Raw genomic sequence first — 24,215 nt, forward strand, 5'->3', positions numbered from 1 at the left:
TTGAATACATGACGCCACCTCGAAATTCCGACGAATCAAACGGCAAGTCCGGGCGCCGCGACGAGCTGCTCGAGATCGCGGCGGGGCTGTTCGCCGATCGCGGAGTGCGCGCGACGACCGTCCGCGACATCGCCGACGCCGCCGGGATCCTGTCCGGCAGCCTGTATCACCATTTCGATTCCAAAGAGTCGATGGTCGACGAGATCCTGCACCAGTTCCTCGACGAACTCTTCGGAAAATACCGCGAGATCGTCGCGGCGGGGTTGGACAGTCGCGCGACGCTCGAAGCGCTGGTGGTGACCTCCTACGAGGCCATCGACGCCTCACATTCGGCTGTGGCGATCTACCAGGACGAGGTCAAGCACCTCGTCGGGAACGAGCGCTTCGCTTACCTGGCCGAGCGCAACACCGAATTCCGGGACCTGTGGGTCGGCGTCCTCGAAGCCGGCGTCGCGGACGGGACCTTCCGTTCCGACATCGACGTCGAGTTGGTCTTCCGATTCATGCGAGACACCGTGTGGGTCGCGGTTCGCTGGTACCGCCCGGGTGGATCCCTGTCGGCTCACGCCGTCGCGGCTCAATATCTCGCGATCGTGCTCGACGGGCTCTCCGATCCGGCTACAACTTCAGATGCTATTGCTGAATCAACTTCAAGAACTATTGCTGCACAACGAAACTAGGAGCTAACGCTATGTCCGAGGTTTACATCGTCGACGCCATTCGCACACCGATCGGCAAGAGGGGTGGCGCGCTGTCCGGCGTGCACCCCATCGATCTCGGTGCGCACGTCGTCAAGGCACTGGTCGAGCGCACCGGTATCGACCCCAGTGACGTCGACGACGTGATCTTCGGTTGCGTCGACGCCATCGGCGGCCAGGCCGGCAACATCGCCCGTATGTCCTGGCTCGCAGCGGGATTCCCGGAGCACGTTCCCGGGGTGACCGTTGACCGTCAGTGTGGTTCGAGCCAGCAGGCAGTGCACTTCGGCGCTCAGGCAATCCTGTCGGGCACCGCGGATCTGATCGTTGCCGGCGGCGTTCAGAACATGAGCCAGATTCCGATCTCGGCAGCGATGATCGTCGGTCAGCAGTACGGATTCGACACGCCGACTTCGGGTTCGGTCGGTTGGACCGAGCGCTACGGTGACCAGGAAGTCTCGCAGTTCAAGGGCGCCGAAATGATCGCCGAGAAGTGGGACATCAGCCGCGAAGAGCTCGAGAAGTGGGCCCTGCAGAGCCATGAGCGCGCCAAGGCTGCAATCGCCGCGGGTCGCTTCGACAACGAGATCGTTGCCATGGGCGACGCGACCGTCGACGAAGGACCCCGCGAGACCAGCCTCGAAAAGATGGCGACGCTCAAGGTTCTCGTCGAAGACGGCCGCATGACCGCAGCGGTGGCCAGCCAGATCTCCGACGGTGCGAGTGCGCTGCTGCTGGCGTCGGCGGAAGCGGTGGAGAAGTACAACCTCAAGCCCCGCGCCCGGATTCATCACCTCAGCGCTCGCGGCGACGACCCGATCTTCATGCTCAGTGCGCCGATCCCGGCCACGAAGCATGCTCTCGCGAAGGCCGGTCTGAGCATCGAGGACATCGACATCGTCGAGATCAACGAAGCTTTTGCCCCAGTCGTCCTGGCCTGGATCAAGGAGATCGGCGCAGATCCGGCCAAGGTCAACGTCAACGGCGGCGCGATCGCACTCGGTCACCCGCTCGGCGCGACCGGCACCAAGCTGATGGCAACCCTGCTCAACGAACTCGAGCGCACCGGCGGTCGTTATGGCCTGCTGACCATCTGTGAAGGTGGTGGCACCGCAAACGCGACGATTATCGAGCGGCTCTGACGCCTTGCTGTGCGCCTTTATTAACCGCCGGCGGTTAATAAAGGCGCACAGCAGTTAGTTGTTCGGCACATCCGCAACCTTGATGTCGAAGTTCGCACTTTCACCGTCAACGCTGGTCACGGTAGCTGTGACGTCGTATTCGGTGCCCTGCTCGGTCAGGATGCACGTGATCGATGCGCCGACTTCTGCGTCGAGGTTCTCCGGACACGTCACGTCGTCAGGTGGCTCGCCGATCTTCTCGGCGAGTTGAGTGGAGATCTGACTTGCGACTTCGGACTTGTCCACTTGCGGCGTCCCGACGCTTGCCGAGCAAGCTCCCGTGGCCAATGCCGCCGAGAGCAAGACGATTCCAACTGCAGGCCTCTTTGTCATGTGAACTCCCAGGGTGCGCCGGTGCTCGCTGCTGCCACCTCAGGGATTACCGCATTCGGGACTGTTCAACCGACTTACTCGACGCCGTTTGCCGAGCTCAGCGTCGGCGGACCGTCAAGTTGAAGCCTTCGGGCATCAGGGTGAGCCGTTCGGCCACCTTCAACTCGTAGTCCGGATCGGCTTCGATCGTATACTTCTGCAAGATGGTGCCCAACACGAGGACCGCTTCGTGAATGGCGAATTGTCTTCCGATGCAGGCGCGTTCACCTGTTCCGAACGGCTTGTACACGTGCGCCGGCCTGGCCTTGATGTTGGCAGGTAGGAAGCGATCCGGATCGAAAGCCTCGGGATCGTTGCCCCACACGGGATCGCGATGAAGTGACGGGATGAGCACGAGCATCCAATCGCCCTTCTTCATCGGATACTTGCCGACGAGCGTGGTGTCTTCGAGCGCCGCACGGCCGTAGGCGGGAGCGGTCGGCCACAGACGCAGCGATTCGTCGAGGACGCGTCGTACGTATCGAAGTTTCGCGATCTTCTCGAAGGCGGGCTCCTCGCCCTCCCAGACCTTGTCGACCTCGGCTTGCGCCTTGGCCAGCACGTCAGGGTTTCGTGACAGGTAGTACAGCGCGAACGACAACGCGCCGGAGGTGGTTTCGTGTCCCGCGACGAGGAAGGTCACGACCTGATGGCGGATGTTCAGTTCGTCGATACGGTTGGGATCGTTTTCGCGTGCCGCCCGCAGCATCAGTTCGAGAAGATCTTCCGGCCCCGGTTCGGTACTTGTCCGCCGGGCACGGATCACCTCGTCCACAACCTCGGCCATGTACGCCTTGCGGACCTCGTCACGTTGATCGGCCCGACGTGCGAGGACTCGCCCCAGGGCCGTCGACTTCAAGAACGTCGTGCGTTGTGAATGGGAGAGAGCGCCGACCATCGCCTTGACGAACGGGTGCTGCTCTTCACGTTCGAAAGAGTCGAACGAGTAGCTGAATCCAGTGCGTCCGATGGTCTCCAACGTCAGCTTGGTCATGTCTGCCGAGACGTCGATGGGGGAGTCGCTGTCACGACTGTCCCAATGATCGACCAGCTCGCCGGCCACGTCGAGCATGGTGCGGTGGTACGAGCGCATCGCAGTCTGGCTGAACGCCGGGGCCAGGAGATTGTGCGCCTTGCCCCAGTTGGGTTCGTGGTTGTACGCAGTGAACAGTCCGTCGCCGCCGATTCCGCGGAGTGCTTTGACTCCAGGCGCAAGGTGCTTCGCGAACCGGGACTCGTCGGACAGTTCTGCCACCATGTCCGCGCCCGAGGCGAAGACGAAGCGATTTCCCAGGACATTTCTCTCGAAGATCGGGCCGAGTTCGCGCCCGATGCTCACGGAGTTCTGCAGCGGCGTCCGGATATTGATCCCGAGGACGTCCCCGAGGACTGGCAGGCGCCATGCCGGATGCGGAATCCGAGCATCGGTCGTCGCCTCTGGAGTGGTGTCGACGCTCATGGTGTGTCCCCCGGGTGAGATCGCTTACTGAATTGGTGTCTAGTACGCAAAGTACGCCTTACTGAATCGGTGTCAAGTAGTAATCTGACTTGTCTATGGTCGCACCACGAAAACGCCTGGACCGAGAGCAGCGGCGCACGCAGTTGCTCGACATCGGCGCGCAACTTTTTGCCGATCGTTCGTACGAGGACGTCTGGATCGAAGAGGTCGCCGAGATTGCGGGCGTCTCGCGCGGGTTGATGTACCACTACTTTCCGACCAAGCGAGACTTCTTCGCCGCAATCGTCGAGCGCGAATCGCAGCACCTGCTCGAGGTGACCGCACCGGACGCGACGCTACCGGTGCGCGAACAGGTGGCAGCCGGGTTGGACGCCTACTTCGCGTACGTGAAGTCGCACAGCAGGGGAGTACGCGCCATCAACGTGGGGACGCTCTCCGCCGAGGCCGGTATCCGAGCGATCGTCGAACGGGAACTCGAACAGCAGCAGATTCGAATCCTCGACGCACTGGAATTCGAGGGTGAAAGAAGACAGATCGCTGCCGTCGCAGTTCGGGGATGGATCGCATTCGTCCGAGCTGTCTGCCTCGACTGGCTCGATCAACCTTCCATACCGCAGGAAGAGTTGAGAGTGATTTGTCTGCGGACCCTCTCCGGAGCGTTGGGCATCGACCTCGAAACGTGAAATGCCGACCGCGTGGGAGCGGCCGGCATTTCCACGGACAAGTCTGATCAGTCGAGCGTCGAATAGAGATCGTCCCAGCCCTTGGCTAGGTACATGTTGGTGTAGATGGATCCGTAGTACGTACTGCCGCGCAGAACGGTGACGTTCCCGGCCTGCACAGCCGGAAGTCGTTGCCACAACTTGTTGTCCGAGAGCTGATCGAAGGTGGTGTCGCTGCTGTCGGTGACGGAAACCATGAACGCGTCGCAATCGCGAAGGCGATCCATCTCCTCGATGCTCAGTCGCCCCTGATTGTCGAAACCGGTTGTGTTCAATGTTCTTCCACCGATGTCGGCGAGCGTCATGTCGGTGGGCTGGCGATTCTTCTTACCGGTTTCCTCCGACACAGGCAGGCTGTCGATGTAGATCGTGGCCTTGTCCGGACTGTAGGACAAACTCGCGACGGTCTTTCCCGCGATCGCCGAAGCGTGTCGAGAGCGGATGTCGGTGATCAGAGCGTCATAGTCGGTGATCAGGCGATCCATGGTGGGGGTTCGGCCCAACCAATCGGAGAGTCGGGTGAGATTTTCTCGCCACGTCTGCTTCGATTCGGTCGTCAGGACAGGAGCGATGGCTTGGAGTTTTGCAGCGGGCCAGTACTCGTTGTCGGCGTTGACGCAGATGATGAGATCGGGTGCGAGTCCGAGGATCTGCTCCAGATTGGGCTTGTCGCTGAGGTATTCGGCCGAGCCGTCGACGGGAACCCACTCGGTGGCGGGCGAGATGTTGTATCCGAAGACCGGTAGTTCCAGGGCAATGGCGAGCTCGAGGTCGGTGCGGGCGTCGACGGACAAGACCCGCTTGGGGTTGGTCGGTATGTCGTAAGTTCCCAACGGTGTGGTGACGGTGCGCATTTGAGTGTCGTCAGATGTACCCGAACCGTCACTCGAACTGCAGGACGACAGAATTGTTGCTACTGCTGCCATCCCGGCTCCGATGCCGAATTGGCGACGGGTCAGTGCGTCGACTAGCTCTTGCCAGGCGCGTTCGTCCAGCACGGTAGGTGTGGTGGTCAGCATTTTTCGATACCCTTCGGTCTGAGTCCGTATCGATCGTAGGGTCGGCGATACCAGATCACCTATATCGAAAACCGCCTGATATTAGTCGATTTCGGCCATTGTCCGTGACTTGCGGGTGATCGTTGCGCCGAAGGCGGCGGCGAGCGGGAACATGAGAACGCCGTACACCGCAGCCGGCACTGCCAATTGCACATTGTCCAGGAGACTGACGGCGATGGTGATCGCCAACGTGCTGTTGTGGATGCCGATTTCCATGGAACTGGCGATGGCCTGACGATCCTCGATACCGAAGATGCGGGGAACGATGTAACCGATCGAGAGGCTCAGCAGGCAGAACAAGGCAGCGACGACGCCGATGTCGACGAGATAGTCCGCGATGTTCTCGCGCTCGGAAACAACCGTTCCGACGATCACCAGTGCCAGAACCACCGCGGATCCGATGCGGACGGGCTTGTCCATCCGCTCGGCAAAGGCGCTCGAGCGCAACCGAACCCACATTCCGAGGGCGACAGGAATCAATACGACGGCAAAGACCTGGAGCACCTTCGTGAACTGAAGCCCGAGAGTGCCGTCCGCGTCCTCGGGTTCGAAGTAACCCAACGCGAAGTTGGTGATCAGGGGGAGAGTGACCACCGCTATCACCGAATTGACCGCAGTCAGTGTCACATTGAGAGCAACATCGCCGCGGAACAGATGGCTGAACAGGTTTGCCGTCGTGCCGCCTGGTGATGCGGCGAGGAGCATCATGCCGACCGCGAGCAGTGGGTCGAGGTCGAACAACGTGACCAATCCGAAGGCCGCGGCCGGGAGCAACAACAACTGACAGATCAGGGCGATCGAAACGGCCTTCGGCGCTTTTGCCACGCGGGCGAAATCTCCGACCGTCAGGGAAAGCCCGAGGCCGAACATGATGATGGCGAGTGCGGCGGGTAGGCCGACGGAGGTGAGTGCAGAGTCCATGAGTTAGTGGCTACTTCCAGTCACTGGGGGAATTTCACTGAAACTACCGTGATGCCCGGATCTGCGTGGCAGTTTGGATACATTGGTGTATCGAACCGTGACGGCGTCGGTGAGCAGGGTTATCGTCGAATTATGTGCCGAAACATCACTGAACTTCGTGGACTCGAGCCCGCTGCTACGCCCGAGGAGATCGAGGCCGCCTCTCGCCAATACGTACGTAAGGTGAGTGGAATAGCCAAGGTGTCCGACGCGAACCGAGACGCCTTCGAACAGGCGGTGCGTGAGGTGACCGAAACGACGACGCGCCTGCTCAGCGCATTGCCGCCTCGCAGACAGCCACCTCAGACCGTCCCTCCGTTGCGTCGTCCGGAAGTACAGGCGCGGATCGCTGCTCGTTCGTCCTGACCCGAGTGGATCTCACAGATATCGACGTATGGGACGTCGAACCGTTGGATCAGCTGTCAGCTGGGCTGGAGGGCGTTCTGGTCGCTCATCGTGTCCGCGACATCCGGCGACGGCTGGATACGCTGCGCAAAGAGGCCGTCGCCGACGACTTGCATATTCGTCAGGACGGAACCGTCTCTGCCGTTGCGCCCATCGCCGACGGTCACCCGCTCCACGTGCATGCCCAGTTGCTCGAGGTCGCGGTGCGAGAACTGATCGGTGAGGCACTGCTGGTCAGCGCGGATCTTCATCATGCGTTGTCTCTGCGGTCTCAGGTCGGCACCGACCTCCGTGACAAAGCTGTGCGTGTGGGGGAGGAGTGGCGAGCGTTCAGCCCTGATCGGCAGCGTCAGATGTTGCGTCATGCACCCGGCCTGATCGCCAACCTCGACGGAATTCCTTCTGCGGTTCGTAGTCCGGCCAATCTCGATCGAATTCAATCGGAACGAGCACGGCTGCAAGATGATTCAGTCCGAATCTCGCAAGAACTCCACCGTGAGTTCTTCGGCGGCAGGCTGAGTAACACAGGGGCGGGCCAGTGGTACGCCGAACGCAAACTCGAGGATCTGGACGCGCTTGACGAGTTGTTTCGCGCCGAACCTTGTCGACGGTTACTGCTCATGGACATGCGCTCGGGTGAACGCGGCTTCGCGGCAATCGCGATCGGTGATCCGGACACAGCGGATCACATCTCCGTGACGATTCCCGGACTGAACACCAACGTCAAGGACTCGATGCGCGGAATGGTCGGCGAGGCAACACGATTACGAGCCGAGGCGATGCGCCAACTCGAACTGGCCGGCCGAAAGGAGAGCGTGGCCACCATCGCCTGGATCGGATACGACGCGCCACAGGTGATCGGGCCGGGAAAGTTCGACATCGGTCGGGCCAGCTTCGACGTAAGTCGATCGTCCAAAGCAGGCATAGCCGCCGACGCATTGGGTAGCTTCTTTCACGGTCTTCGTGCTGCGTCGGTCAACGACCGAGTCCATATCACCGCGTTGGGTCACTCCTACGGATCGCTTGCGACTTCTCTTGCGCTGCAACGCGGGGCAAGCGCAGCGGTCGACGACGTGGTGTTCTACGGTTCACCCGGCGTGCGGGCCAAGGTGGAGTCGGACCTCGGTATCGCCGACCGCCACGTCTACGTCATGAAAGCGGAAGGCGACAGTATCGCGGGGTTCGGCCGTTTCGGTGGCGATCCGACACGCACCGAGTTCCACCGATTGTCCACGGCCGAGGGGATCACCCCGGACGGTGTCAAGCACGAGCGGGCTTTCGGTCATGCGGAGTACGCGAGAACCGGGGACAACGGAGAACTGCGGATGTCGGGTTACAACCTCGCGGTTGTGGTTGCCGGACTGCCGGAGTTGGCCGTTGTGGCCTGACCTGCTGACTTACAGTGGCACTCATGCGTCTGAGGCATTCGGCCAGGGGGTTGGTCGTTGACGACCAGTCTCGTCTTCTGCTCTACCGATACATCGCACCCGGGGGCGGGCTGACGGTCTGGTGTCCTCCGGGCGGAGGCTTGGAAGGAGACGAAACCCCGCCCGAGGCGCTCGCGCGCGAATTGGACGAGGAGATCGGCTTGCGTGACTACGGCGCCGCCACCCATGTGTGGCATGAGGAGATCCATGATCCGACGATATTGCCGGGTTGGGACGGTGCGATCAACGACTACTTCCTCGTGCCGGTAGCGGCCGCATTCGAGCCCTGTGGGTCGTTGGGGCGCGAAGCGCTGGCCGCCGAGCTGGTCGAGCACTTCGAGTGGTGGAGCGTTGACCGCCTTCTGTCACACAATGGTCGAGAAGTGTTCGGGCCACGCGATTTACCCGACCGGTTTGTACGCCTGGTCAAGGATGGGCCGTCGAGTGCGCCGGATCGATTTGTTCGGTCGCCGTGAGGGATGCGAGGTAGTGATTGAAATCGAACATTTCGGCATCGAAACACGGCTACGCTGGGGTTATGGAGCACTACGTGCGCAAGGAGCCCATCCCATACGCGTCTACGGCTGCGCCGGTCAGTTCTCGCAACCGGTTCAGAAGGATGCTCCAAAGGTTGTCGATAATTCTTCGCGGGATGATGGGGGATCGGAAGGCGAGTCGATATACCTCGCTCGCACCGCGTCATCCCGACGGATCACGCACCGCTGTAACATCTTTCAACAGTAGTGGTGGTGGGAAATAGGTATCGGTGTACAACACTGCCCGGCGGCCGTCGAATTCTCGACGAACACCGGGCAGTGACGCACTACTTGGGCTGGGCTCAGCGGAGGTACTGTCCGCAAACCGGCCATGCGCCGGCACCCTGACCGGCAAGGACGTTTTCCGCGACGCGGACCTGTTCTGCCTGGCTGGCGTTGGCGGCACTGCCGGCTCCGCCGTAGGCTTCCCACGTGCTCTGGCTGAACTGGAGCCCGCCGTAGTAGCCGTTTCCGGTGTTCGCGGCCCAGTTGCCCGAAGATTCGCATTCTGCGACACCCGACCAGTCGTGGGTGGCTGCGGACGCGGTGCCGGCGCTCAGTCCGAGGGCTCCGGCTGCGAGGGCTCCGGCTGCGGCGACAGAGGCAAGGGCACGGGTAACGGTGGTCTTGGTCATTTTTGGTAAATCCTCTCGAGTCCCGCCGACGGAGGACGGTGACCGTCTCAGCTCCGCTCCCACCACTAGGAATGTTGTCGAGTCCGAACCGCGGGGTGGGACGGGCGGTGGCGATTCGGTAATGCCCGGTTGATCGGGCTGTCACCAACCATAAGAGATGATTACGGATTGGTCACGGGTCGGCGTGTCGACGCATGTTTGTGCAACAGAAATGCATCAAAGAGTGTTTTCCCAGGTCGCGTGGCGATATGCCACCTCTCTCGGCGTTACATAATCGAGATAAAGTGTGATGCAAGTCACTGGAAATGCGTCTTGATGGCGTCGGTATGTGGCGCTCCATCGGCCGGTTTTGTCGATTTTCCGGCCCCAGTTCTGGTCACACAGGAGGCTGTGTCGAACCGCGATTTGTTGTCGACCGACCGCCCCGATTTACCTGTGGGGCAGCAGAATTGAAAACGAATTACGCGCTGCTGGCTCAGACGAGATTCTTGCTCGCCTTGATCCGACGACGGATGTCGCGCATCTGAATGGTGTTGCCGGCCTGACGAACGGAGCGTGGAATGAACCTGTTGACGAACGACACGAAAATGAAGAGGTGTTCGAACCGGCGGCGGTCGTCTTCGGTCCACTCGAGGTCGAGTTGGTCGCGGTAGATCGGTGGAAGGAATCCGACCGTCAGGAACCGCAACAAGTTTCGGAACACCAAGCGTATCGGCCAAGCGATCATCTGTAGATTGACCAGGTCGATCAGATACTGCTTGGTGCGTTCGTCGATGACGACGCGTTCGCAACCGAGGTTCCAGTAGCGCTCGAAATCTGCGCGTGTGGCCGGCCACATCTCTTCGGTGACCTGCAGTGTCGTTCCCAAAGTTGATGCGGACTGATAGAACGACTCCGCCTGTTCTTCCGACATCTTGCCGTGCAGCAACTGATGACTGTCTTCGAAACCGATGAACAGGCAAGCAGCAACCCATAATTGGAGTTCGCGATTGAAGGCGTTGTACTTGACCGGGCTGTTCGCATCCGACTTCACATGTCGGTGTACCGAATTCACGGCCTCGCGGTAGGCCTTTCGCTCTTCCTCGTTGCCCAGGATCGCGACCGTCAGGTACTGCGTTGTGGTTCGTGCGCGCTTCCACGGATGCGCTGTCAGAGCACCAGATTCGACCTTGCTCTCCATGACGCCGTACGCCACCTCGGGCCAACCGAGTTGCAGGATGACGTTGGCAGCGGCTCCGGCGAACGACCAGAAATCGAGTGCGTCGGTGATGTGTGCGGGTTTACGTGCCCACCGCCTACGCTCCGCCGTGATGGTGATGCGTGTCTGATCGGTCCGAAGAGACGACTCGGACTTTTCCGAATCCAGGTAGTGAGTGGGCATGGATCTTCCTCCGCGCGTGGTGAGTTACTTGGTCTCGACGTTGCTCACGAGCCACCGGTCGTCCGAGCGGACCAGGGACACGACCATGCGGTACTTCTGTGTGTTTCCCTCTGGCGCTGCGACATTCTTCGCTTGTTGGTCGACGAACACGAGCACCTTGGCCGACGAATTGTCCAGCGATTCGATGCCGACGTCTGTCGCCGTTGCGCTCGCCTGGCCTTGCCCCCCGGCGACGACTTCGCGCAGTGAATCGACCATCGTTCGGTAGGTGCCGGCAAACTCGTCGGTCGACATCGAGGCGATGCTGTCTTTGTTGGCGTCGAGGTTCTGATAGTCGAAGGAGGACATGATGGTCGAGTAATCCCGCGCGGTGTCCAAAGCCTCCTGCCGCAGCGTGTCTTCCTGATTCGCCGAGTACATCTGGAATCCGAGCACCACCAATGCTGCGACCAGCGCTACCGCTATGAGTGAGATCAGTGCGTTGCGTGGCTCCTTGAGGCGGCGAAGTAGCGACGGAGAAGTCGGATGTTCGGCCACCTCGGCTTCAGCCTCGTCGAGTAGTGCGTTGTCACCGTGTGCCATTTCCCAGTCCTTCCAACATCAATCTCCAGTAGTTCAGGGCTTCGACTCCGGTCGGGACGAGAATCGGATCTGCGACGACGGGCGGTCCGATCGGCGTACCGGGGACCGTCGAGTTCTGCAATCCGAGGTCGTTCGGGCGGGGAGCATTCTGTGCTCCGCGTTGGACGAGGTCGTCGGCGGGGGGACAGTACATCGCCAGACTTGGACTGGTGGGAGACAGATCGCCGACCTCACGCCGAGGGGTGTCGTAGTTACAGACCGGCCCCTGTGTGGCAACCAAGGCAAAGTCGGCGCGATCGCCTTTGACGATGGATGCCAGTTTGGCGAGACCTTCAGGAATCGTGACAAGTCCGGTTTCGAGGGCGTCTGTGCGGTCGGAGATGATCGGTGCGACAGTGACGAGATTGGCCAGGACCGCTCCGAAAGTGTTGTGGTACTTGTCGAACAACTGTTGAGCGCTGTTCAGGGCGGCGGGCGAATGATCGGTGAGGTAGATCAGTACCGGAGCGTTGGATTCGAGTTGTTCGGTGAAGTTCTTGGCAGCTGCCATTCCTCGGACGAACGAATCCGATTGTGTCGCCATGGAGTCCACCAACGTGGAGGTTCGCGACAGCAGCGCGGCGAGTTCGGCCGACTGGTCGTTCAACTGCGCGGACATGGTCCCACCGTTGTCGATCATCGTCGCCAAGCTCGGGCCGAGCCCGTTGAACGAATTTCCCAGTTCGGTCCCGATGTCGCTGATCGCTTGCGGATCAATCCCTTCCAGGACACCGGACGCCTGAAGCATCAACTGGCTCATCTGGACCGGTTGCTGATCCGCGGGCATGGCGATTTCGTCGCCGTCCCGAAGATACGGGCCGTGGTCTGTGTTGGGATAGATGTCGACATTCTGAATTCCGGCTGCGGTTCCCATCGTCACCTTGGCGACGCTGTCGGTAGGTATCTCGGTGTTGTCGTTGAGTGAGAGTTCCACCCGAGCCGAGCGGGTGCCTGCGTCGAGTTCGACTTCACTCACTTTCCCCACCTGTACGCCGCGATACGTGACGACCGTGCCCTTGGTCAGCCCGAAGGCGTCGGACATGTTGGCGTGCAGCCGGATTTGGCCACCGAAACCCTGAGGGCCGACCACGTAGACGATTCCGAAAGGGATTACCACAGCAGCGATCAGAGCGAACAGGACAAGTTGAACAAGCGCAAGGCGACTCAACGCAGACCTCCCTGAAGTAGATCGGTGAGAGTTCCCGCCGGTGCGATCGATTGACCGGCCATCCCGCCGCTCCAGAGCTTGTCGATCGTTCCCGGAATATCCAGGGCGCCGTCGAAAACGAGGTAGTCACCTTGGACTGCACTGGTGAAGTTCTCGAGCAATCCGTTCATATTCGCCAGTGTCTGACCGATCTCCGAGTTGAACGAATCCAGAGTCCCGACAACGGTCGACGCATCGTGCAGCATCGCGTCGAGGCCGTCGGGTGACGAGTCGAGGATGGTGTTTGCGTTGGTGGCGAGCTGAACGGTCGAGTTCAACAGGCTTGCAATCTGATCCTTCTGTCCCACGAGAATCGACACCAGCTGTGGAACGGAATCGAGGTAGTTGTCGACGACGTCGCGTTGGCCGGCCAGTTGGGAGGAGACCCTGGCAGCGAGGTCGACGGCCTCGTCGAACTCGCTGCGGTGACTGCTTGCCTCTGCCATGAGCGAGGTCAGGGTGTCGGTCAGAGAACGAACTTCACCGGAGCGCCCGGAAAACGCGGTGTTCAGCTCGCGCACCACGGTGTCGAGTTGATCGATGCCGCTTCCGGTCAGAACCGTACCGAGCGTGGCAAGCGCACTTTCGACCTGCGGACCGATCTCGGTGCGAGACTCCGGAATTGTGTCGCCGTCGCTGAGCATCGAGCCGGACGGAACCTCCGGCACCAATAGTCTGATGAACGGGTTGCCCAGTGCGGACGGGAGTTCGACGGATGCTTCGACGTTGTCCGGCAACGGCGTCGCGGCGTCCAGACTCAGCGTCACATCGGCTCCGACGACGTCGGCGGACAGCGCGGATACTCGGCCGATGACTTTCTGGCCGCTGCGGACGTCTGCCCCCAACACCAGGCCGTCGGCGCCGGCCAGCTGCAGCGCCACGTTGTACGCATCACCGTCGGCCGAACGACCCAGGGGTAGGTCTTGAATGCCTGCGCTACAGCCGCCGAAGGCGAACACGGCCACAGAACCCACGCCGATGATCACGATACCGGCGACTATTCGAACCGATTGCCGCGTCAATTGCCACCTCCGGGGACGGCTCCGCCGGAAATCGCGGAGGCGATTCCGAGCGGATCAGAAGTGCTGAGGGGGAAGGAAATCGGATTCGTGAACCCGGCTCCGGTACAGATCGGCAACTTGTAGGTGTCGCACAGCGGTTTCGCAACCGCGAACTGAGTCAATGCAGTCGAGACGTTGAGCCGAATGCGCCCGCGCTGATCAGGACCGATTGTCTGGGAGAGGTTCTGCATCATCAACGGCACCAGGTCCATGAACTCAGCGAGGCCGGGTTCTTTGGCAGCCAGAGTGTCACCGAGAACTCGCACGTTGTCGGCTATGGCACCGACATCATCGCCGTGAGTTGTCATGAAACTGTTCAACTGGTCGAAGACCACCTGCAGATCCTGCAGAGGCTGTGAGATGTCCATGTTCTGGTTCGCCCACTGATCGCCCAATGTGCCGAGGTCACCGACAAGTTCGTCGAGGCTGACCTGCCGTGCGTCCAGAGCATTCATCAAGGTGTTGAGATTGTCGACAAGGGCACCGATGTCTTCCGACCGAGCGCCGACAACTCCGGTTGCCGTGCTGAGGTTGCGAATTGCGGTGTTGAATTGATCGCCCTGGCCCTGCCATCCGGCAGCGCCGCGGCTCACGAGATCGCCGAGATTGCCCCCATCCCCGGCAAATGCGTCGGCCAAAGTGCTGACGCTTCCCATCAAGCCGTCGAAATCTATGGGGGAGTGGGCACGTTCGATCGGAATCTGGTCGCCGTCTTTCAGCGTCTCTCCGCCGGTGTAAGCCGGGCCGAGTTCGATGTGGCGATCGCTGATCACCGATGGATTGAGTACATAGGCTGAGGCGTCGGCGGGCAGGTCCACGGAGTTGGGCATCGACATCGCCACTCGAACAGAAGTTCCGCGAGGTTCCACCGACGTGACCGTCCCGACGCCGACTCCGAGGACGGTGACCTTGCTTCCCTCGTAGATTCCGCCGACGTAGCTGAAATCGGCGTAGACGGTCTTGGACTGATCCGTTCGTCCGAAGATGTACCAACCGGGGAGTGCAATCGCCAGGGTCACGACCAGCATGGCCGTGACGGCTCTTCGTGTATTCACTTGCAGCCCTCCATGATGCCGAGCGCGCAGAGCAGATTGTCCGGGATCACGGCGGCCGGCGCGTTGACGTCGGTCCAATTGCCGGTGCCGGTGGAATCGGTGACCGAACGCAGCGCGGAAGGAAGACGAGTCAACAGCAGGTCGATCTGATCTGCGTTGTTCTTCAGCGTGGTGGTGACCTCGACGAGGTTGTCGGTCATGGCTCCGAACTCGTCCTGACGATCGACGAAAGTGGTGGAGAGCTTCGAGATGATGATTGTCAGGTTGTCGACCAGCTGAGTCAGTGCGTCCTTGCGCATCGCAAGAGTACGAACGATCGTCTGAGCATTGGCCGCAGTACCGACTATCGAATCGGTTTGTGCCGCAGCCATGTCCGACAGCTCGCGGGACATGATGAGAATCTGGTCGATCTGTTCACTGTTCTGCGCGAAAGCCGCCGAGGCGCCGCTGATTCCGGCCAGAGCCCGGCCCACCTGATCGGAATCAGTTGGAATCACCTGCGAAAGGGTGTTCATCATGGACTCCATCGCCTGTAGGTCGACGCCGGTAGCCGCAGTGGTGGCATCACTGCTGACGTCGTCGAGGCTGTACGGCACGGTAGTGCGGGAGAGCGGGATGACCCGCGCATCGGAGTCGTCGACGACTCCGGCCGGCACGATCTCCAGGTAGCGCTTGCCAAGGACCGTCTTGAGCCTGACAGTCGCCGTGCTCTGGTTTCCCAAAGGCTGGTCCTTGTCCAAGCGGAAGTTGACGACGACGTGGTCGCCGGCAAGGTCGATCGAATCCACTCGGCCCGCGGGAACCCCGGCCACGTAAACCGGATCGGTGTCGGAAAGCCCGCTGGCATTGGCCAACTCCGCTGTGTATGCCGACGTGCGTACGTTGTACCAGAGCTTCGGAATGCCCAAGGCGGCGCCGAGTCCCACCACCAGAACGAAGATTCCGAGACTACCCAGGGCGAGAGCGGTGCCGCTACCGCTGCGACGGCGATCCCCTTTGAACAGGAAGAGCATGATGCCGACGAACACGTCGATCAGCTTGACCAGGAACATCATGAGCACACCGGCGAATGTGTCGGACCGAAGATGTTGGCTTCCATGTCGCCTGCCTTCAGAGTGAAATTGCACAGATACAGGCTGATGAAACTTCCGTAACTTCCGATCCGGTTGGCGGCGTCGGCGAACTGGGGAAGGTTGGCGAGAAGTCTGTTGAACTCGTCGGTGCTCGCAATCCAACTCCCGGTGACACTTTCGAGTTGTTGCACGGTCTGACCGAATGCGCCGTTCGACCCGGCCATGATCTGAGCCAACGACGAGACAGTTCGGTTTCCCTGATCCAAGAGCGGGACCAGTTGATCGTTCTGCCCGACGACGGAAGTACTCAGATCGTTCAAACCGTCCAGCAGACCGACCAATTCGGGTTGGCGTTCGTCGACGGAGGTGAGAAGAGTGTTCATGTTCGTGAGTAGTTGTGCGAAGACGTCCTGACGGTCGACAAGGCCGGAGCTCATGGTCGCGATCTGGTCGAGGAGGGTGGTCATCGCCTGGCCCTGGCCGTTGAAGGTTTCGACAAAACTTCGCGTGAGCGTGTTCACCTGCTCGGGCTGCAGCGCGGCGAACAACGGTTTGAACCCGTTCATCAGTGCCGTCAAGTTGATCGGCGGTGTTGTCTGCGCCAGCGGTATCGTGTCACCTGGTTCGAGCTGTCGTGCGGATACCGTTGTCGCGCTGTCGTCCTGCGTCAGTGCCAGATATCGAGCACCGAGCATGTCGCCGTAGCGCACGGCGGCACGGACATCCGACTCGAGGGAATATTGCGACTCGATTTCGACGTCGACGATCGCCTTGCTCGTGCCGCCGCCGTTGTCGGCAAACGCAACTGAGTCCACGCGGCCGATACGCACACCGGACATCGTGACCGGGTTACCCGGGTTGAGGCCTTCGACATCGGTGAACTCGAACGAATACGAATCGGTGCTTCCGCGAACCGGGACCGACAACGTGTTCGCCACGAACGACGCACAAGCGACGCCGGTGAGACAGAAGAGTGACAACCGAATTACCTGGCCAGGACGGACCTTCACGGGACGGTCACCTCATTGCCTCTGACCATCGGCCCCAACATCAGTGTTGTTGCCGGGTTGGGGGTGTCCGAGCGTTCCGGCGATCCGCCCAGTAGCTGATCTTCGAGGTAGCGCAGCGTGGCCGCTTCGGCTTCGCCGCCCACGACCGGGGCACTGACGGGTTGTGCAGGCGTCAGGTTGGAGCCTGAACACTGCGCGCCGCGCGAGTCCCCGTACTGCGGGCAATCATCGCCGGTGTATGGGAGCGGTTCGGCGAACGTGGCAACTGCTGTGATGTCGAACTTACCGGTGGCGAAGACCCGCGCGCCCGCGGCGCCGAACGTACTGGCATTGGCGAGGGTGGAACGCAGTCCTCCGGGATTGGCCGCGGTGGTTGCGAGTATCTTTCCGGCGGAATCGATCACAGTGATGATGTTTCGGTTGTTCTCCACGACAAAATCGTCGACGGTAGCGGCGAAGACTGCGGCCGCGCCGATCGAGGACTCGAGATTCGCTCTGTTGGCGACCATGTTGCTCGAGACGGTTGTGGCGGCTGCCAAGGTATCGAGAATGTCGGGGGTCGCGCGGTCCAACGCGTCGACGACCGACTTGAATTCGGGTGTCGATTCGAGGAATTGGTGTGCGGCGGGTGTCAGTACGCCGGACGCGGCACTGAGATTGTCTATCGTGGTACCGATCTCGGCTCCGTTTCCGTCGAGTGCCTGGCCCAGCGCAGTCAGGGCTGTCTGCAACTTCTCGGGCTGCATCGCCGTGAGGACTCCCACCAATTTGGTGTACACGTCGTAGAGCGCAACGGCTTCGGGACCGTCGTCCATGTGGATCTCGTCTCCGTCCGACAGAGTCGTCTGGCCCTGCCCATTCGGACTGTCCACGAGCTGCACGTAGATGTCGCCGAAGAACGTGCGCGGAACGACGCGGGCTACCACGTCGGCGGGAATCTTCGACGCGTCATCGGTCTGAATCTGCAACTGCACAACGGATTCGGCGGTGCCTGATTCGATTTCGCCGATTCGGCCGACGTTGACGCCGTGGTACCGAACCGGAGCTTCACCGCTGATGAGACCGGCTGTGGCTGGAACAGAGACGAAGATGTCGGTGCTCTGCTCGAGGTTTCCCGAACCGCGTAGAACCATTGTCACAGCGGCGGCGACGGCTACCACTACGGCGATCGCGCCGCGAAGGGCGTACACGATCTTTGTGTGTGTAGTGAGTCTGTCCACGGCTCAGACCCCCATTCCCGGGATCTGGGGCACGAGGCCCCACAGCGCGAAAGTCATCAGTACGTCGAGGATTCCGATCGCGAGGATCGCAGTCCGAAGCGCGCGCCCGGCAGCCTGCCCGACGCCGGCCGGACCACCGGAGGCATAGTAGCCGTACGCGCAGTGAACCAGCGCGACAACAGCGGCGAACACCACGGCCTTGAGGCCCGAGTACAGGAGATCCTGCGGCGAGATCGCCAGATGGAAGAAGTAGTCGTAAGTACCGGCCGATGCACCGTTGAAGAACACGACGACCAGTCGGGTCGACAGGTAGCTGGCGAGCAGTCCGATCATGTAGATCGGGATGACGCAGATCATGGCAGCGATCACCCGCGTACCCGCGAGGAAGGGGATGGATCTGATCGCCATCGAGTCGAGGGCGTCGATCTCGTCCGAGATGCGCATAGCCCCGATCTGGGCAGTGAAACCCGTTCCGACCTTGGCAGCCAACGCGATAGCGACGACAACAGGGGCAAGCTCACGGGTGTTCGCGACCGCAGACAGCATGCCCGAGAGCGAGGTCATCCCGACGAGTTCGAGGCCCCGGTGAGTCTCGACGCCCAACATCATTGCCGCGGCGAGCGACATCGCGAAGACGATCCCGATGGTGCCGCCGCCGGACAGCAAGGAGTTCGTGCCGAAGCTGACCTCGCTGATCTGACCGAGTACGTGCTTGCGGTACTTGGTGAGCGCAAAAGGGATCGATGCGATGGTGCGGACGTAGAAAGTGACGTGCTGACCGAGGGAGACGAGGCCGTCGCCGGCGGTTCGCAGGGGTCTGCTCGCTTGACGGGCTCGAACACGGAGATCGACGAGCGACATCAGAATTCACCGACTGCCGGGACGATTACGGTGTACAACGCGGACAACACTGTGTTCACGATGAAGACGAGCGCGAACGCAATGACGACGGCCTCGTTGACTGCGTCGGCAACGCCGCGAGGGCCGCCTTTTGCATGGAGACCTTTGAAAGTGGCCACCAAAGTCGAAGCGAGGCCGAAGATCGCGGCTTTCACCAAAGCCATGACGAAGTCGGACGATCGACCGTATTGGCTGAACGTTGCCATGAACGTTCCGGCCGGAAGATGCTGCACGTAGATGTGGTACAGATAGCATGCGATCACTCCGCCGAAGGTCACCATCGAGCACAGTGCGAGGGAGACGATCACTGCCGCAACCAATCTCGGAGCTACCAGGCGTTCGATCACATCGATGCCCATCACTTCCATGGCATCGATCTCTTCGCGAATCTTTCGCGAACCAAGATCGGTGCAGATCGCCGACCCGGCAACACCGGCCATCATCAACGCGCACACCAGTGCTGCGGCCTGTCCGACGATGATGAATGCCACGACGGCGCCCGAGTAGCCACCGGCACCGATGCGGCCGGCCAGTTCGCCGACCGACACCGCGATGAAGACACCGATCGGAATCATGAGGAGCAGCGACGGACCAGTGCTGACGCGACCGATGAAGAGCGTCTGAGTGACCGTCTCGTGCAACGAGAGTCGCCTGCGGAGGATTGCCGTGAACAGGCCGAACAGTGCCTGCACCGAGAATCCGATCAGATAGCCCCCCTGCAACGCTACGTCTCGTACCGGGCCTTTCGGGGCTGGTAGCTCGTACGTCATCTAATTGAATTCCTTTGCAGATCAACATGGTTCAGCACGAAAGTCGAACTGTTCGGACGCTGGCGGTCGAGCGAACTGCTTGTGAAGCATCTCACACATATATGTGACGTGGCAAGCATTATGTGAACGAAAATTCTCGGGGGAATTTTTGGTGTAACAGCGACGGTGAGTGCGTTGACGTGCCAATATGAGTTCTGTCGGGTGGCGTCCTCGGCTTAAGTTCATCGAAATTCCGGAAGCTATCGTCGGATGTCCCGATCGGGGAGGGAGGGGCCGCTTCGAGCGGTGACCCTACCCCTGGTTTCGACCACAGGGCAAGGCTTTGTTAACGAGAATTCGCTTGAGTTTCAGCATCGATGATCGGGGCGATGCAGTTGATGGCAACCTGGAGTTGGGGCAGCTAGCAGCGTATATGGAACGTTGATACAGTGGAAATCTCGAAAGTTTCCGATGGCGTGCACCGATTATGATTATGCTCATTCGCAAAAGGATTGGTTTGATGTCTGGTGTGGGGCTGAGAGAGGGGTGCACGAGTGAGCCCGAGACAGCAGTCTGTCGATGCGCAGACAGTTGACGAACAGACCCCGCGTGTAATCCTTCGAGCGGCGGGATCGGAGTCGGTCAAGCGACGTCCGAAGGACCGCAAGGCGAAGATCGCCGCTGCGGCTGCAATTGCGTTCAGCGAACGGGGATATCCTGCCGTAGGCGTCGAGGACATCGCGTCGTCCGTCGGTATTTCGGGTTCGGCACTCTATCGGCATTTTCCGAACAAGTATGCGATGTTCCGCCACGCGGCACTGGAATTGACCGACGCGCTCGAGAGTGCACTCGATGCGGTCTCCGTCGCCGCCGATGCAACTGACCGGGAGCGCCTACGCGAGGATTTGCTCGCTGTGATCCGAACGACGGTGCGTAATCGGCGCACAGCCGGGATCTACCGGTGGGAGAGTCGGTTTCTCGACGCTGCCGATCGGAAATCGGTCCGAGCTCAGGCAGCTGCTGTCAATTGCCGAGTTGCACTGCATCTTTCACGCTCCGAACCGCCGGCGAGTGCTCGTGCCGAAACCATCCTCACCTCAGCGATGTTCAGCGTGATCGGCAGCATCACCGCTCACAATCTGATACTGCCCCAACGTCGGATGGAGCAAGTTCTTCTCGATGCTTGTCTGTCGATCGAACACGGTGGGAGTGCAATTACATGGCGGCGGTCGGAAATCACTGTGTCGACGCGACCGGTGACGACGAACAAGCGTGAACGTCTGCTGCAGGAAGCCGTGCGGCTCTTCGATTCTCGCGGCTATCACGACGTCAGTATCGAAGAGATCGCAGCCGCTGCGGGTTTGAACGCTTCCGGGATGTACCGCTACTTTCCGAGCAAAGCGGAACTTCTCGGGGCGGTGTTCTATCGAGCGGCAGACCGTCTGGACCTCGCGACGGCAGCAGTATTCGAGTCTGCGACGTCGCCGGAGGAAGCGCTGCGCACACTGTCGGCGATGTACGTGGAGTTGTCGTTTGCACAACATGAATTGATGTCGGTCTATTTTTCCGAGATGAACAACCTTCTGCCGGGACATCGAAGCGATCTGAAGAATCGGCAGAAGCTGTACGTGGTCGAGTGGGCGCGGATACTTCGCGAAATTCGTCCGGACCTTTCGGCGATAGAGGCGAAGTTCCTGGTTCACGCTGCTTTGAACCTGGTCCCCGACATCGGACGCTTGATGAAGTTCGATGTTGCAGCAGAAAACGCCTCCACACTTCAGACGTTCATGTCAGCAGTTCTCTTCGGCCGCCCGGCTCCGCCGCCCTGAACTTCGCGCCGCCCTGAACTTCTCGCCGCCCTGAACTTCTCGCCGCCCTGAAACTTGTCGGACGGCGTGCGTAGTGTGGTCGGCTATGAGCGAAGTCGTGTCTCTGGCAGCTGCCCGCCGAACAGCGCTCGCCGCTCAAGGGTTCGGCAAATCACACCCGGCAACGGTGACGCGGCGCAATCTGGTCAGCGTGATGGACCGGCTGCAGGTCTTGCAGATCGACTCGGTCAACGTTTTCGAACGCAGTCACTACCTGCCCGTTTATGCGCGACTGGGCGCGTACGACAAGTCCAGGCTTGATCAGCTGACCTTCTCCCCGGAGTCGGGGTACCTCGAATACTGGGGACACGAAGCGACGTTCCTGCCGGTGGACATGTGGCCGCTCTTTCGTTGGCGCATGGACCAGTTTCGTGACAAAGCGTTGAGCGACAAGAACGGATGGGCGTCTGATCGGCGCGACTTCCTCGACTGGTTGCGCAACGAACTGCGTGAAAACGGTCCGATGGCGGCGAGCGAAGTCGAGCATGAAGCGAATACACGCCGCGGCCCGTGGTGGGGGTGGTCGGACGTGAAAGTCGGGCTGGAGACTCTGTTCCGATGGGGCGAAGTGGTATCGGCGGGTCGCGCAGGATTCGAACGTCGATACGGCCTTGCCGAACACATGCTCGCGCCCGAGATCCTCGATGCGAGGATCGATCGATCGGACGCGATCCGTGAGCTGGTGCTGCGCGGTGTGAAGGCCCACGGACTCGGTACGCTCGACGATATCGCCGACTACTTTCGGCTGCCGAGCGCTGAGGCACGAATTGCCTTGCGTGAGCTCGAAGACGCCGGCAATGTACGCAGTGTTTCCGTCGAGGGCTGGGAGCGTCGCGGCAAGCCTCGCGAGGTATGGATTGACCCACAGGCAAAGCGTCCAAGGTCGATCCGAACCGAGGCTCTGTTGTCGCCCTTCGATCCGGTAGTGTGGGCGCGCGATCGAGCGTTGCGGCTCTTCGACTTTCACTACCGGATCGAGATCTATACTCCCGCACACAAGCGGGTTCACGGCTACTATGTGCTCCCTGTGTTGATCGACGACAATATCTGCGCGCGAGTCGATCTCAAGAACGACCGACAGAACCGTCGGCTACTCGTGCGCGCTGCTTGGGCCGAGCCCACCGCCGATGCCGACACTGCACCGCGTCTGGCTGAGCTCCTTCGTAGAACCGCAATGTGGCAAGGCTGCGACACCGTAGTCGTGGAGAACAATGGAACATTGGCATCAGAGCTGGCCGCTGTGATGGCCGGCGACGAGGTGGATGCGGTGGGCGCGCGCTAGGTCAATCTGGAACGGTGAGTCTCCCGTCGACTGCAGCTCGGTTGATGGAATCTCTTAATGCCGAACAAGTTCCGGTGCGAATTTTCGGCGACGCCTTGTCTTCGCGATACTCCGAACACACGTTGTGCGGATCCGATCGCCATTGAGTCGAGGTATGTTGCCAGCTGTTCTTCTCGACGAGGACATATGTTCCACACCGCTCGCAGTCCACTGGTTCCATGGTCACTGCGCTGCTCCTGCACGGCGTGCGAGGTTGTCTGCAACCTCCTGTTTCCACACCTCGATGGGTTTGCTTGTGTCCATCTCGAATTCGAAGCGATCGATCATCTCGGGCGTGACGTCGGCGACGTCGACGTAGAACTGTTCGTACCACCGCCTCAGTTGGTAGACCGGACCGTCCTCGGTGCAGAGTAGTGGGTTGTCGATGCGGGTCTTGTTCTTCCAGATCTCGATGTCCTGCTCGAATCCGACGCCGATGTAACCGATCATCGCGTCAACGGTTTGGTCCGCTATCCCGGCGGGAAGTTCCTCGGTCTTCTTGACGGTGATGCCGTACATCAGGACAAACTTGTTCGGGCTGACCGGATAGTGGCAGTTGATCAAAACCGAATCCACCTTGAACGTTTCGTACTGGTACACCAGATCGTCGATCATGAACGACGGTCCGTGATAGGCGGCCACCGAGAAGTTCGAGACCAACTGCGGCACGTCGGGATCCGTCCAGGTCACGATGTCGTCGCGGTTGATACCGCTCTGCTCCTGGATGGCGACATGCCCCTCGAAGACGTTCTTGAAGTAAGTGGGAAACGAAAAGTGCACGTAGAAGAAGTGCGCCATGTCCACGACGTTGTCGACGATTTCTCGACAGTTGGTGTCGATGACGATTGACTTCCATACCCAATCGGTCCATTCGTGGTCCGGAGTTTTGATTACCGGTATGGCGACTTCGGCCGGAGGCGGATTGCCTTCGGGGTCATGCCAGACGAAAAGCAGTCCGTCTTGTTCGAGGGTGGTCCAGGCGCGGGTTTTGGCAAGCGGTGGAACGCGGCGTGCATAGGGGATCGCGGTGCATTTGCCGTTGCCGCCCCAACGCCAGTCGTGGAAGGGGCAGGCGACTGAATCGCCCTTGACCGTGCCCTGACTGAGGTCGCCGCCCATGTGACGGCAGTAGGCATCGAGGACCTTCAATTCGCCCTGGCTGTCGGCAAATACGACAAGCTTGGTGCCGAAGGCCTCGATCGGATGTGGGTTCCCGTCGTGGAAATCCGTTGCAAGTCCGAGGCAGTGCCATCCGCGGGCAAAACGTTCGGGAGCAGCGCCCTCGTCGATCATGCG

General features: G+C 60.6%; 23 protein-coding genes and 1 pseudogene. 8 read left to right on the forward strand and 16 right to left on the reverse strand.

Features of this window, described 5'->3' with window-relative positions; genetic code table 11:
• Window positions 1–8: 8 nt before the first annotated feature.
• Together RA302_RS04305 and RA302_RS04310 are read left to right on the forward strand one after the other, a co-directional pair.
• Window positions 9–680 carry a TetR/AcrR family transcriptional regulator gene (locus RA302_RS04305; protein ID WP_003945807.1) on the forward strand — a complete coding sequence of 224 codons (672 nt, stop codon included), beginning with the start codon at window positions 9–11 and terminating at the stop codon, window positions 678–680.
• Window positions 681–691: 11 nt separating this feature from the next.
• Window positions 692–1,840, forward strand: coding sequence for an acetyl-CoA C-acetyltransferase (locus tag RA302_RS04310; protein ID WP_003945727.1), 1,149 nt, complete (start codon window positions 692–694; stop codon window positions 1,838–1,840).
• 54 nt (window positions 1,841–1,894) lie between these two features.
• Here RA302_RS04310 and RA302_RS04315 read toward each other — a convergent pair whose 3' ends face one another.
• Together RA302_RS04315 and RA302_RS04320 are read right to left on the reverse strand one after the other, a co-directional pair.
• The gene (locus tag RA302_RS04315) at window positions 1,895–2,212 is read right to left on the reverse strand and encodes a DUF4333 domain-containing protein (RefSeq protein ID WP_020906277.1); all 318 of its coding nucleotides are present in this window, start codon (window positions 2,210–2,212) and stop codon (window positions 1,895–1,897) included.
• A 97-nt stretch (window positions 2,213–2,309) separates the two neighbouring features.
• Window positions 2,310–3,710: a cytochrome P450 gene (locus RA302_RS04320; RefSeq protein WP_020906278.1), complete on the reverse strand. Its 1,401-nt coding sequence runs from the start codon at window positions 3,708–3,710 to the stop codon at window positions 2,310–2,312.
• A gap of 95 nt (window positions 3,711–3,805) precedes the next feature.
• On the opposite strand from RA302_RS04320, the gene RA302_RS04325 reads away from it, so the two are divergent.
• Entirely contained in the window at window positions 3,806–4,393 is a 588-nt protein-coding gene (locus RA302_RS04325) for a TetR/AcrR family transcriptional regulator (RefSeq protein WP_020906279.1), read from the forward strand.
• Window positions 4,394–4,440: 47 nt separating this feature from the next.
• On the opposite strand, the gene RA302_RS04330 is transcribed toward RA302_RS04325, so the two are convergent.
• Together RA302_RS04330 and RA302_RS04335 are read right to left on the reverse strand one after the other, a co-directional pair.
• Window positions 4,441–5,451, reverse strand: coding sequence for an ABC transporter substrate-binding protein (locus RA302_RS04330; protein WP_166501850.1), 1,011 nt, complete (start codon window positions 5,449–5,451; stop codon window positions 4,441–4,443).
• A gap of 81 nt (window positions 5,452–5,532) precedes the next feature.
• A complete protein-coding gene (locus RA302_RS04335) occupies window positions 5,533–6,411 on the reverse strand; it encodes a bile acid:sodium symporter family protein (protein ID WP_046377957.1) in 879 nt (292 codons plus the stop codon).
• 132 nt (window positions 6,412–6,543) lie between these two features.
• On the opposite strand from RA302_RS04335, the gene RA302_RS04340 reads away from it, so the two are divergent.
• Genes RA302_RS04340 through RA302_RS04350 form a run of 3 tightly spaced genes read left to right on the forward strand, consistent with a single transcriptional unit; the run spans window position 6,544 to window position 8,758 of the window.
• Window positions 6,544–6,816: a DUF2277 domain-containing protein gene (locus tag RA302_RS04340; protein WP_003945457.1), complete on the forward strand. Its 273-nt coding sequence runs from the start codon at window positions 6,544–6,546 to the stop codon at window positions 6,814–6,816.
• A gap of 5 nt (window positions 6,817–6,821) precedes the next feature.
• On the forward strand, window positions 6,822–8,243 hold the full coding sequence (locus RA302_RS04345; RefSeq protein WP_029254493.1) for an alpha/beta hydrolase: 1,422 nt from the start codon (window positions 6,822–6,824) through the stop codon (window positions 8,241–8,243).
• A 23-nt stretch (window positions 8,244–8,266) separates the two neighbouring features.
• Complete coding sequence (locus RA302_RS04350) at window positions 8,267–8,758, forward strand: NUDIX hydrolase (protein ID WP_166501851.1); 492 nt, start codon at window positions 8,267–8,269, stop codon at window positions 8,756–8,758.
• A 368-nt stretch (window positions 8,759–9,126) separates the two neighbouring features.
• On the opposite strand, the pseudogene RA302_RS04355 reads toward RA302_RS04350, so the two are convergent.
• From RA302_RS04355 to RA302_RS04405, 11 genes and pseudogenes are all read right to left on the reverse strand, one after another.
• Window positions 9,127–9,453 (reverse strand): annotated as a pseudogene (locus tag RA302_RS04355) (transglycosylase family protein); the annotation flags it as partial.
• Window positions 9,454–9,928: 475 nt separating this feature from the next.
• The gene (locus RA302_RS04360; RefSeq protein ID WP_020968478.1) at window positions 9,929–10,834 is read right to left on the reverse strand and encodes an oxygenase MpaB family protein; all 906 of its coding nucleotides are present in this window, start codon (window positions 10,832–10,834) and stop codon (window positions 9,929–9,931) included.
• A 24-nt stretch (window positions 10,835–10,858) separates the two neighbouring features.
• Window positions 10,859–11,416 carry a hypothetical protein gene (locus RA302_RS04365; RefSeq protein WP_019746957.1) on the reverse strand — a complete coding sequence of 186 codons (558 nt, stop codon included), beginning with the start codon at window positions 11,414–11,416 and terminating at the stop codon, window positions 10,859–10,861.
• Window positions 11,403–12,623 carry an MlaD family protein gene (locus tag RA302_RS04370; RefSeq protein WP_020968479.1) on the reverse strand — a complete coding sequence of 407 codons (1,221 nt, stop codon included), beginning with the start codon at window positions 12,621–12,623 and terminating at the stop codon, window positions 11,403–11,405. The genes RA302_RS04365 and RA302_RS04370 overlap by 14 nt, the downstream gene beginning before the upstream one ends.
• Window positions 12,620–13,684, reverse strand: coding sequence for an MCE family protein (locus tag RA302_RS04375; protein WP_166501852.1), 1,065 nt, complete (start codon window positions 13,682–13,684; stop codon window positions 12,620–12,622). Before RA302_RS04375 ends, RA302_RS04370 begins: the two co-directional genes overlap by 4 nt.
• The gene (locus tag RA302_RS04380) at window positions 13,681–14,778 is read right to left on the reverse strand and encodes an MCE family protein (protein WP_166501853.1); all 1,098 of its coding nucleotides are present in this window, start codon (window positions 14,776–14,778) and stop codon (window positions 13,681–13,683) included. Before RA302_RS04380 ends, RA302_RS04375 begins: the two co-directional genes overlap by 4 nt.
• Window positions 14,775–15,830, reverse strand: coding sequence for an MCE family protein (locus tag RA302_RS04385; protein ID WP_029537558.1), 1,056 nt, complete (start codon window positions 15,828–15,830; stop codon window positions 14,775–14,777). The genes RA302_RS04380 and RA302_RS04385 overlap by 4 nt, the downstream gene beginning before the upstream one ends.
• The gene (locus tag RA302_RS04390; RefSeq protein ID WP_166501854.1) at window positions 15,830–16,861 is read right to left on the reverse strand and encodes an MCE family protein; all 1,032 of its coding nucleotides are present in this window, start codon (window positions 16,859–16,861) and stop codon (window positions 15,830–15,832) included. The genes RA302_RS04385 and RA302_RS04390 overlap by 1 nt, the downstream gene beginning before the upstream one ends.
• The gene (locus RA302_RS04395; protein ID WP_225320275.1) at window positions 16,858–18,051 is read right to left on the reverse strand and encodes an MCE family protein; all 1,194 of its coding nucleotides are present in this window, start codon (window positions 18,049–18,051) and stop codon (window positions 16,858–16,860) included. The genes RA302_RS04390 and RA302_RS04395 overlap by 4 nt, the downstream gene beginning before the upstream one ends.
• Before the next feature lie 33 nt (window positions 18,052–18,084).
• The gene (locus RA302_RS04400) at window positions 18,085–18,942 is read right to left on the reverse strand and encodes an ABC transporter permease (protein WP_003945491.1); all 858 of its coding nucleotides are present in this window, start codon (window positions 18,940–18,942) and stop codon (window positions 18,085–18,087) included.
• Complete coding sequence (locus tag RA302_RS04405) at window positions 18,942–19,751, reverse strand: ABC transporter permease (RefSeq protein WP_019746964.1); 810 nt, start codon at window positions 19,749–19,751, stop codon at window positions 18,942–18,944. The genes RA302_RS04400 and RA302_RS04405 overlap by 1 nt, the downstream gene beginning before the upstream one ends.
• Window positions 19,752–20,284: 533 nt before the next feature.
• Here RA302_RS04405 and RA302_RS04410 point away from each other — a divergent pair.
• Window positions 20,285–21,559, forward strand: a complete 1,275-nt coding sequence (locus RA302_RS04410) for a TetR/AcrR family transcriptional regulator (RefSeq protein WP_166501856.1) — start codon at window positions 20,285–20,287, stop codon at window positions 21,557–21,559.
• Between the two features lie 85 nt (window positions 21,560–21,644).
• Window positions 21,645–22,880, forward strand: a complete 1,236-nt coding sequence (locus RA302_RS04415; protein WP_166501857.1) for a crosslink repair DNA glycosylase YcaQ family protein — start codon at window positions 21,645–21,647, stop codon at window positions 22,878–22,880.
• A gap of 222 nt (window positions 22,881–23,102) precedes the next feature.
• Here RA302_RS04415 and RA302_RS04420 read toward each other — a convergent pair whose 3' ends face one another.
• Window positions 23,103–24,212: a Rieske 2Fe-2S domain-containing protein gene (locus RA302_RS04420; protein ID WP_046379777.1), complete on the reverse strand. Its 1,110-nt coding sequence runs from the start codon at window positions 24,210–24,212 to the stop codon at window positions 23,103–23,105.
• Window positions 24,213–24,215: the final 3 nt, after the last annotated feature.

The sequence above is a fragment of the Rhodococcus sp. DN22 genome, from assembly GCF_036669995.1.
Classification (GTDB): domain Bacteria; phylum Actinomycetota; class Actinomycetes; order Mycobacteriales; family Mycobacteriaceae; genus Rhodococcus_F; species Rhodococcus_F erythropolis.

Bases quoted from the DNA above. Each gene is read 5' to 3' on its own strand.
- RA302_RS04415 (WP_166501857.1), top strand. From the start codon at position 21,645: ATGAGCGAAGTCGTGTCTCTGGCAGCTGCCCGCCGAACAGCGCTCGCC.
- RA302_RS04330 (WP_166501850.1), bottom strand. From the start codon at position 5,451: ATGCTGACCACCACACCTACCGTGCTGGACGAACGCGCCTGGCAAGAG.
- RA302_RS04350 (WP_166501851.1), top strand. From the start codon at position 8,267: ATGCGTCTGAGGCATTCGGCCAGGGGGTTGGTCGTTGACGACCAGTCT.
- RA302_RS04310 (WP_003945727.1), top strand. From the start codon at position 692: ATGTCCGAGGTTTACATCGTCGACGCCATTCGCACACCGATCGGCAAG.
- RA302_RS04320 (WP_020906278.1), bottom strand. From the start codon at position 3,710: ATGAGCGTCGACACCACTCCAGAGGCGACGACCGATGCTCGGATTCCG.
- RA302_RS04385 (WP_029537558.1), bottom strand. From the start codon at position 15,830: ATGTTCCTGGTCAAGCTGATCGACGTGTTCGTCGGCATCATGCTCTTC.
- RA302_RS04420 (WP_046379777.1), bottom strand. From the start codon at position 24,212: ATGATCGACGAGGGCGCTGCTCCCGAACGTTTTGCCCGCGGATGGCAC.
- RA302_RS04305 (WP_003945807.1), top strand. From the start codon at position 9: ATGACGCCACCTCGAAATTCCGACGAATCAAACGGCAAGTCCGGGCGC.
- RA302_RS04340 (WP_003945457.1), top strand. From the start codon at position 6,544: ATGTGCCGAAACATCACTGAACTTCGTGGACTCGAGCCCGCTGCTACG.
- RA302_RS04400 (WP_003945491.1), bottom strand. From the start codon at position 18,942: ATGTCGCTCGTCGATCTCCGTGTTCGAGCCCGTCAAGCGAGCAGACCC.
- RA302_RS04335 (WP_046377957.1), bottom strand. From the start codon at position 6,411: ATGGACTCTGCACTCACCTCCGTCGGCCTACCCGCCGCACTCGCCATC.
- RA302_RS04315 (WP_020906277.1), bottom strand. From the start codon at position 2,212: ATGACAAAGAGGCCTGCAGTTGGAATCGTCTTGCTCTCGGCGGCATTG.
- RA302_RS04365 (WP_019746957.1), bottom strand. From the start codon at position 11,416: ATGGCACACGGTGACAACGCACTACTCGACGAGGCTGAAGCCGAGGTG.
- RA302_RS04405 (WP_019746964.1), bottom strand. From the start codon at position 19,751: ATGACGTACGAGCTACCAGCCCCGAAAGGCCCGGTACGAGACGTAGCG.
- RA302_RS04325 (WP_020906279.1), top strand. From the start codon at position 3,806: ATGGTCGCACCACGAAAACGCCTGGACCGAGAGCAGCGGCGCACGCAG.
- RA302_RS04360 (WP_020968478.1), bottom strand. From the start codon at position 10,834: ATGCCCACTCACTACCTGGATTCGGAAAAGTCCGAGTCGTCTCTTCGG.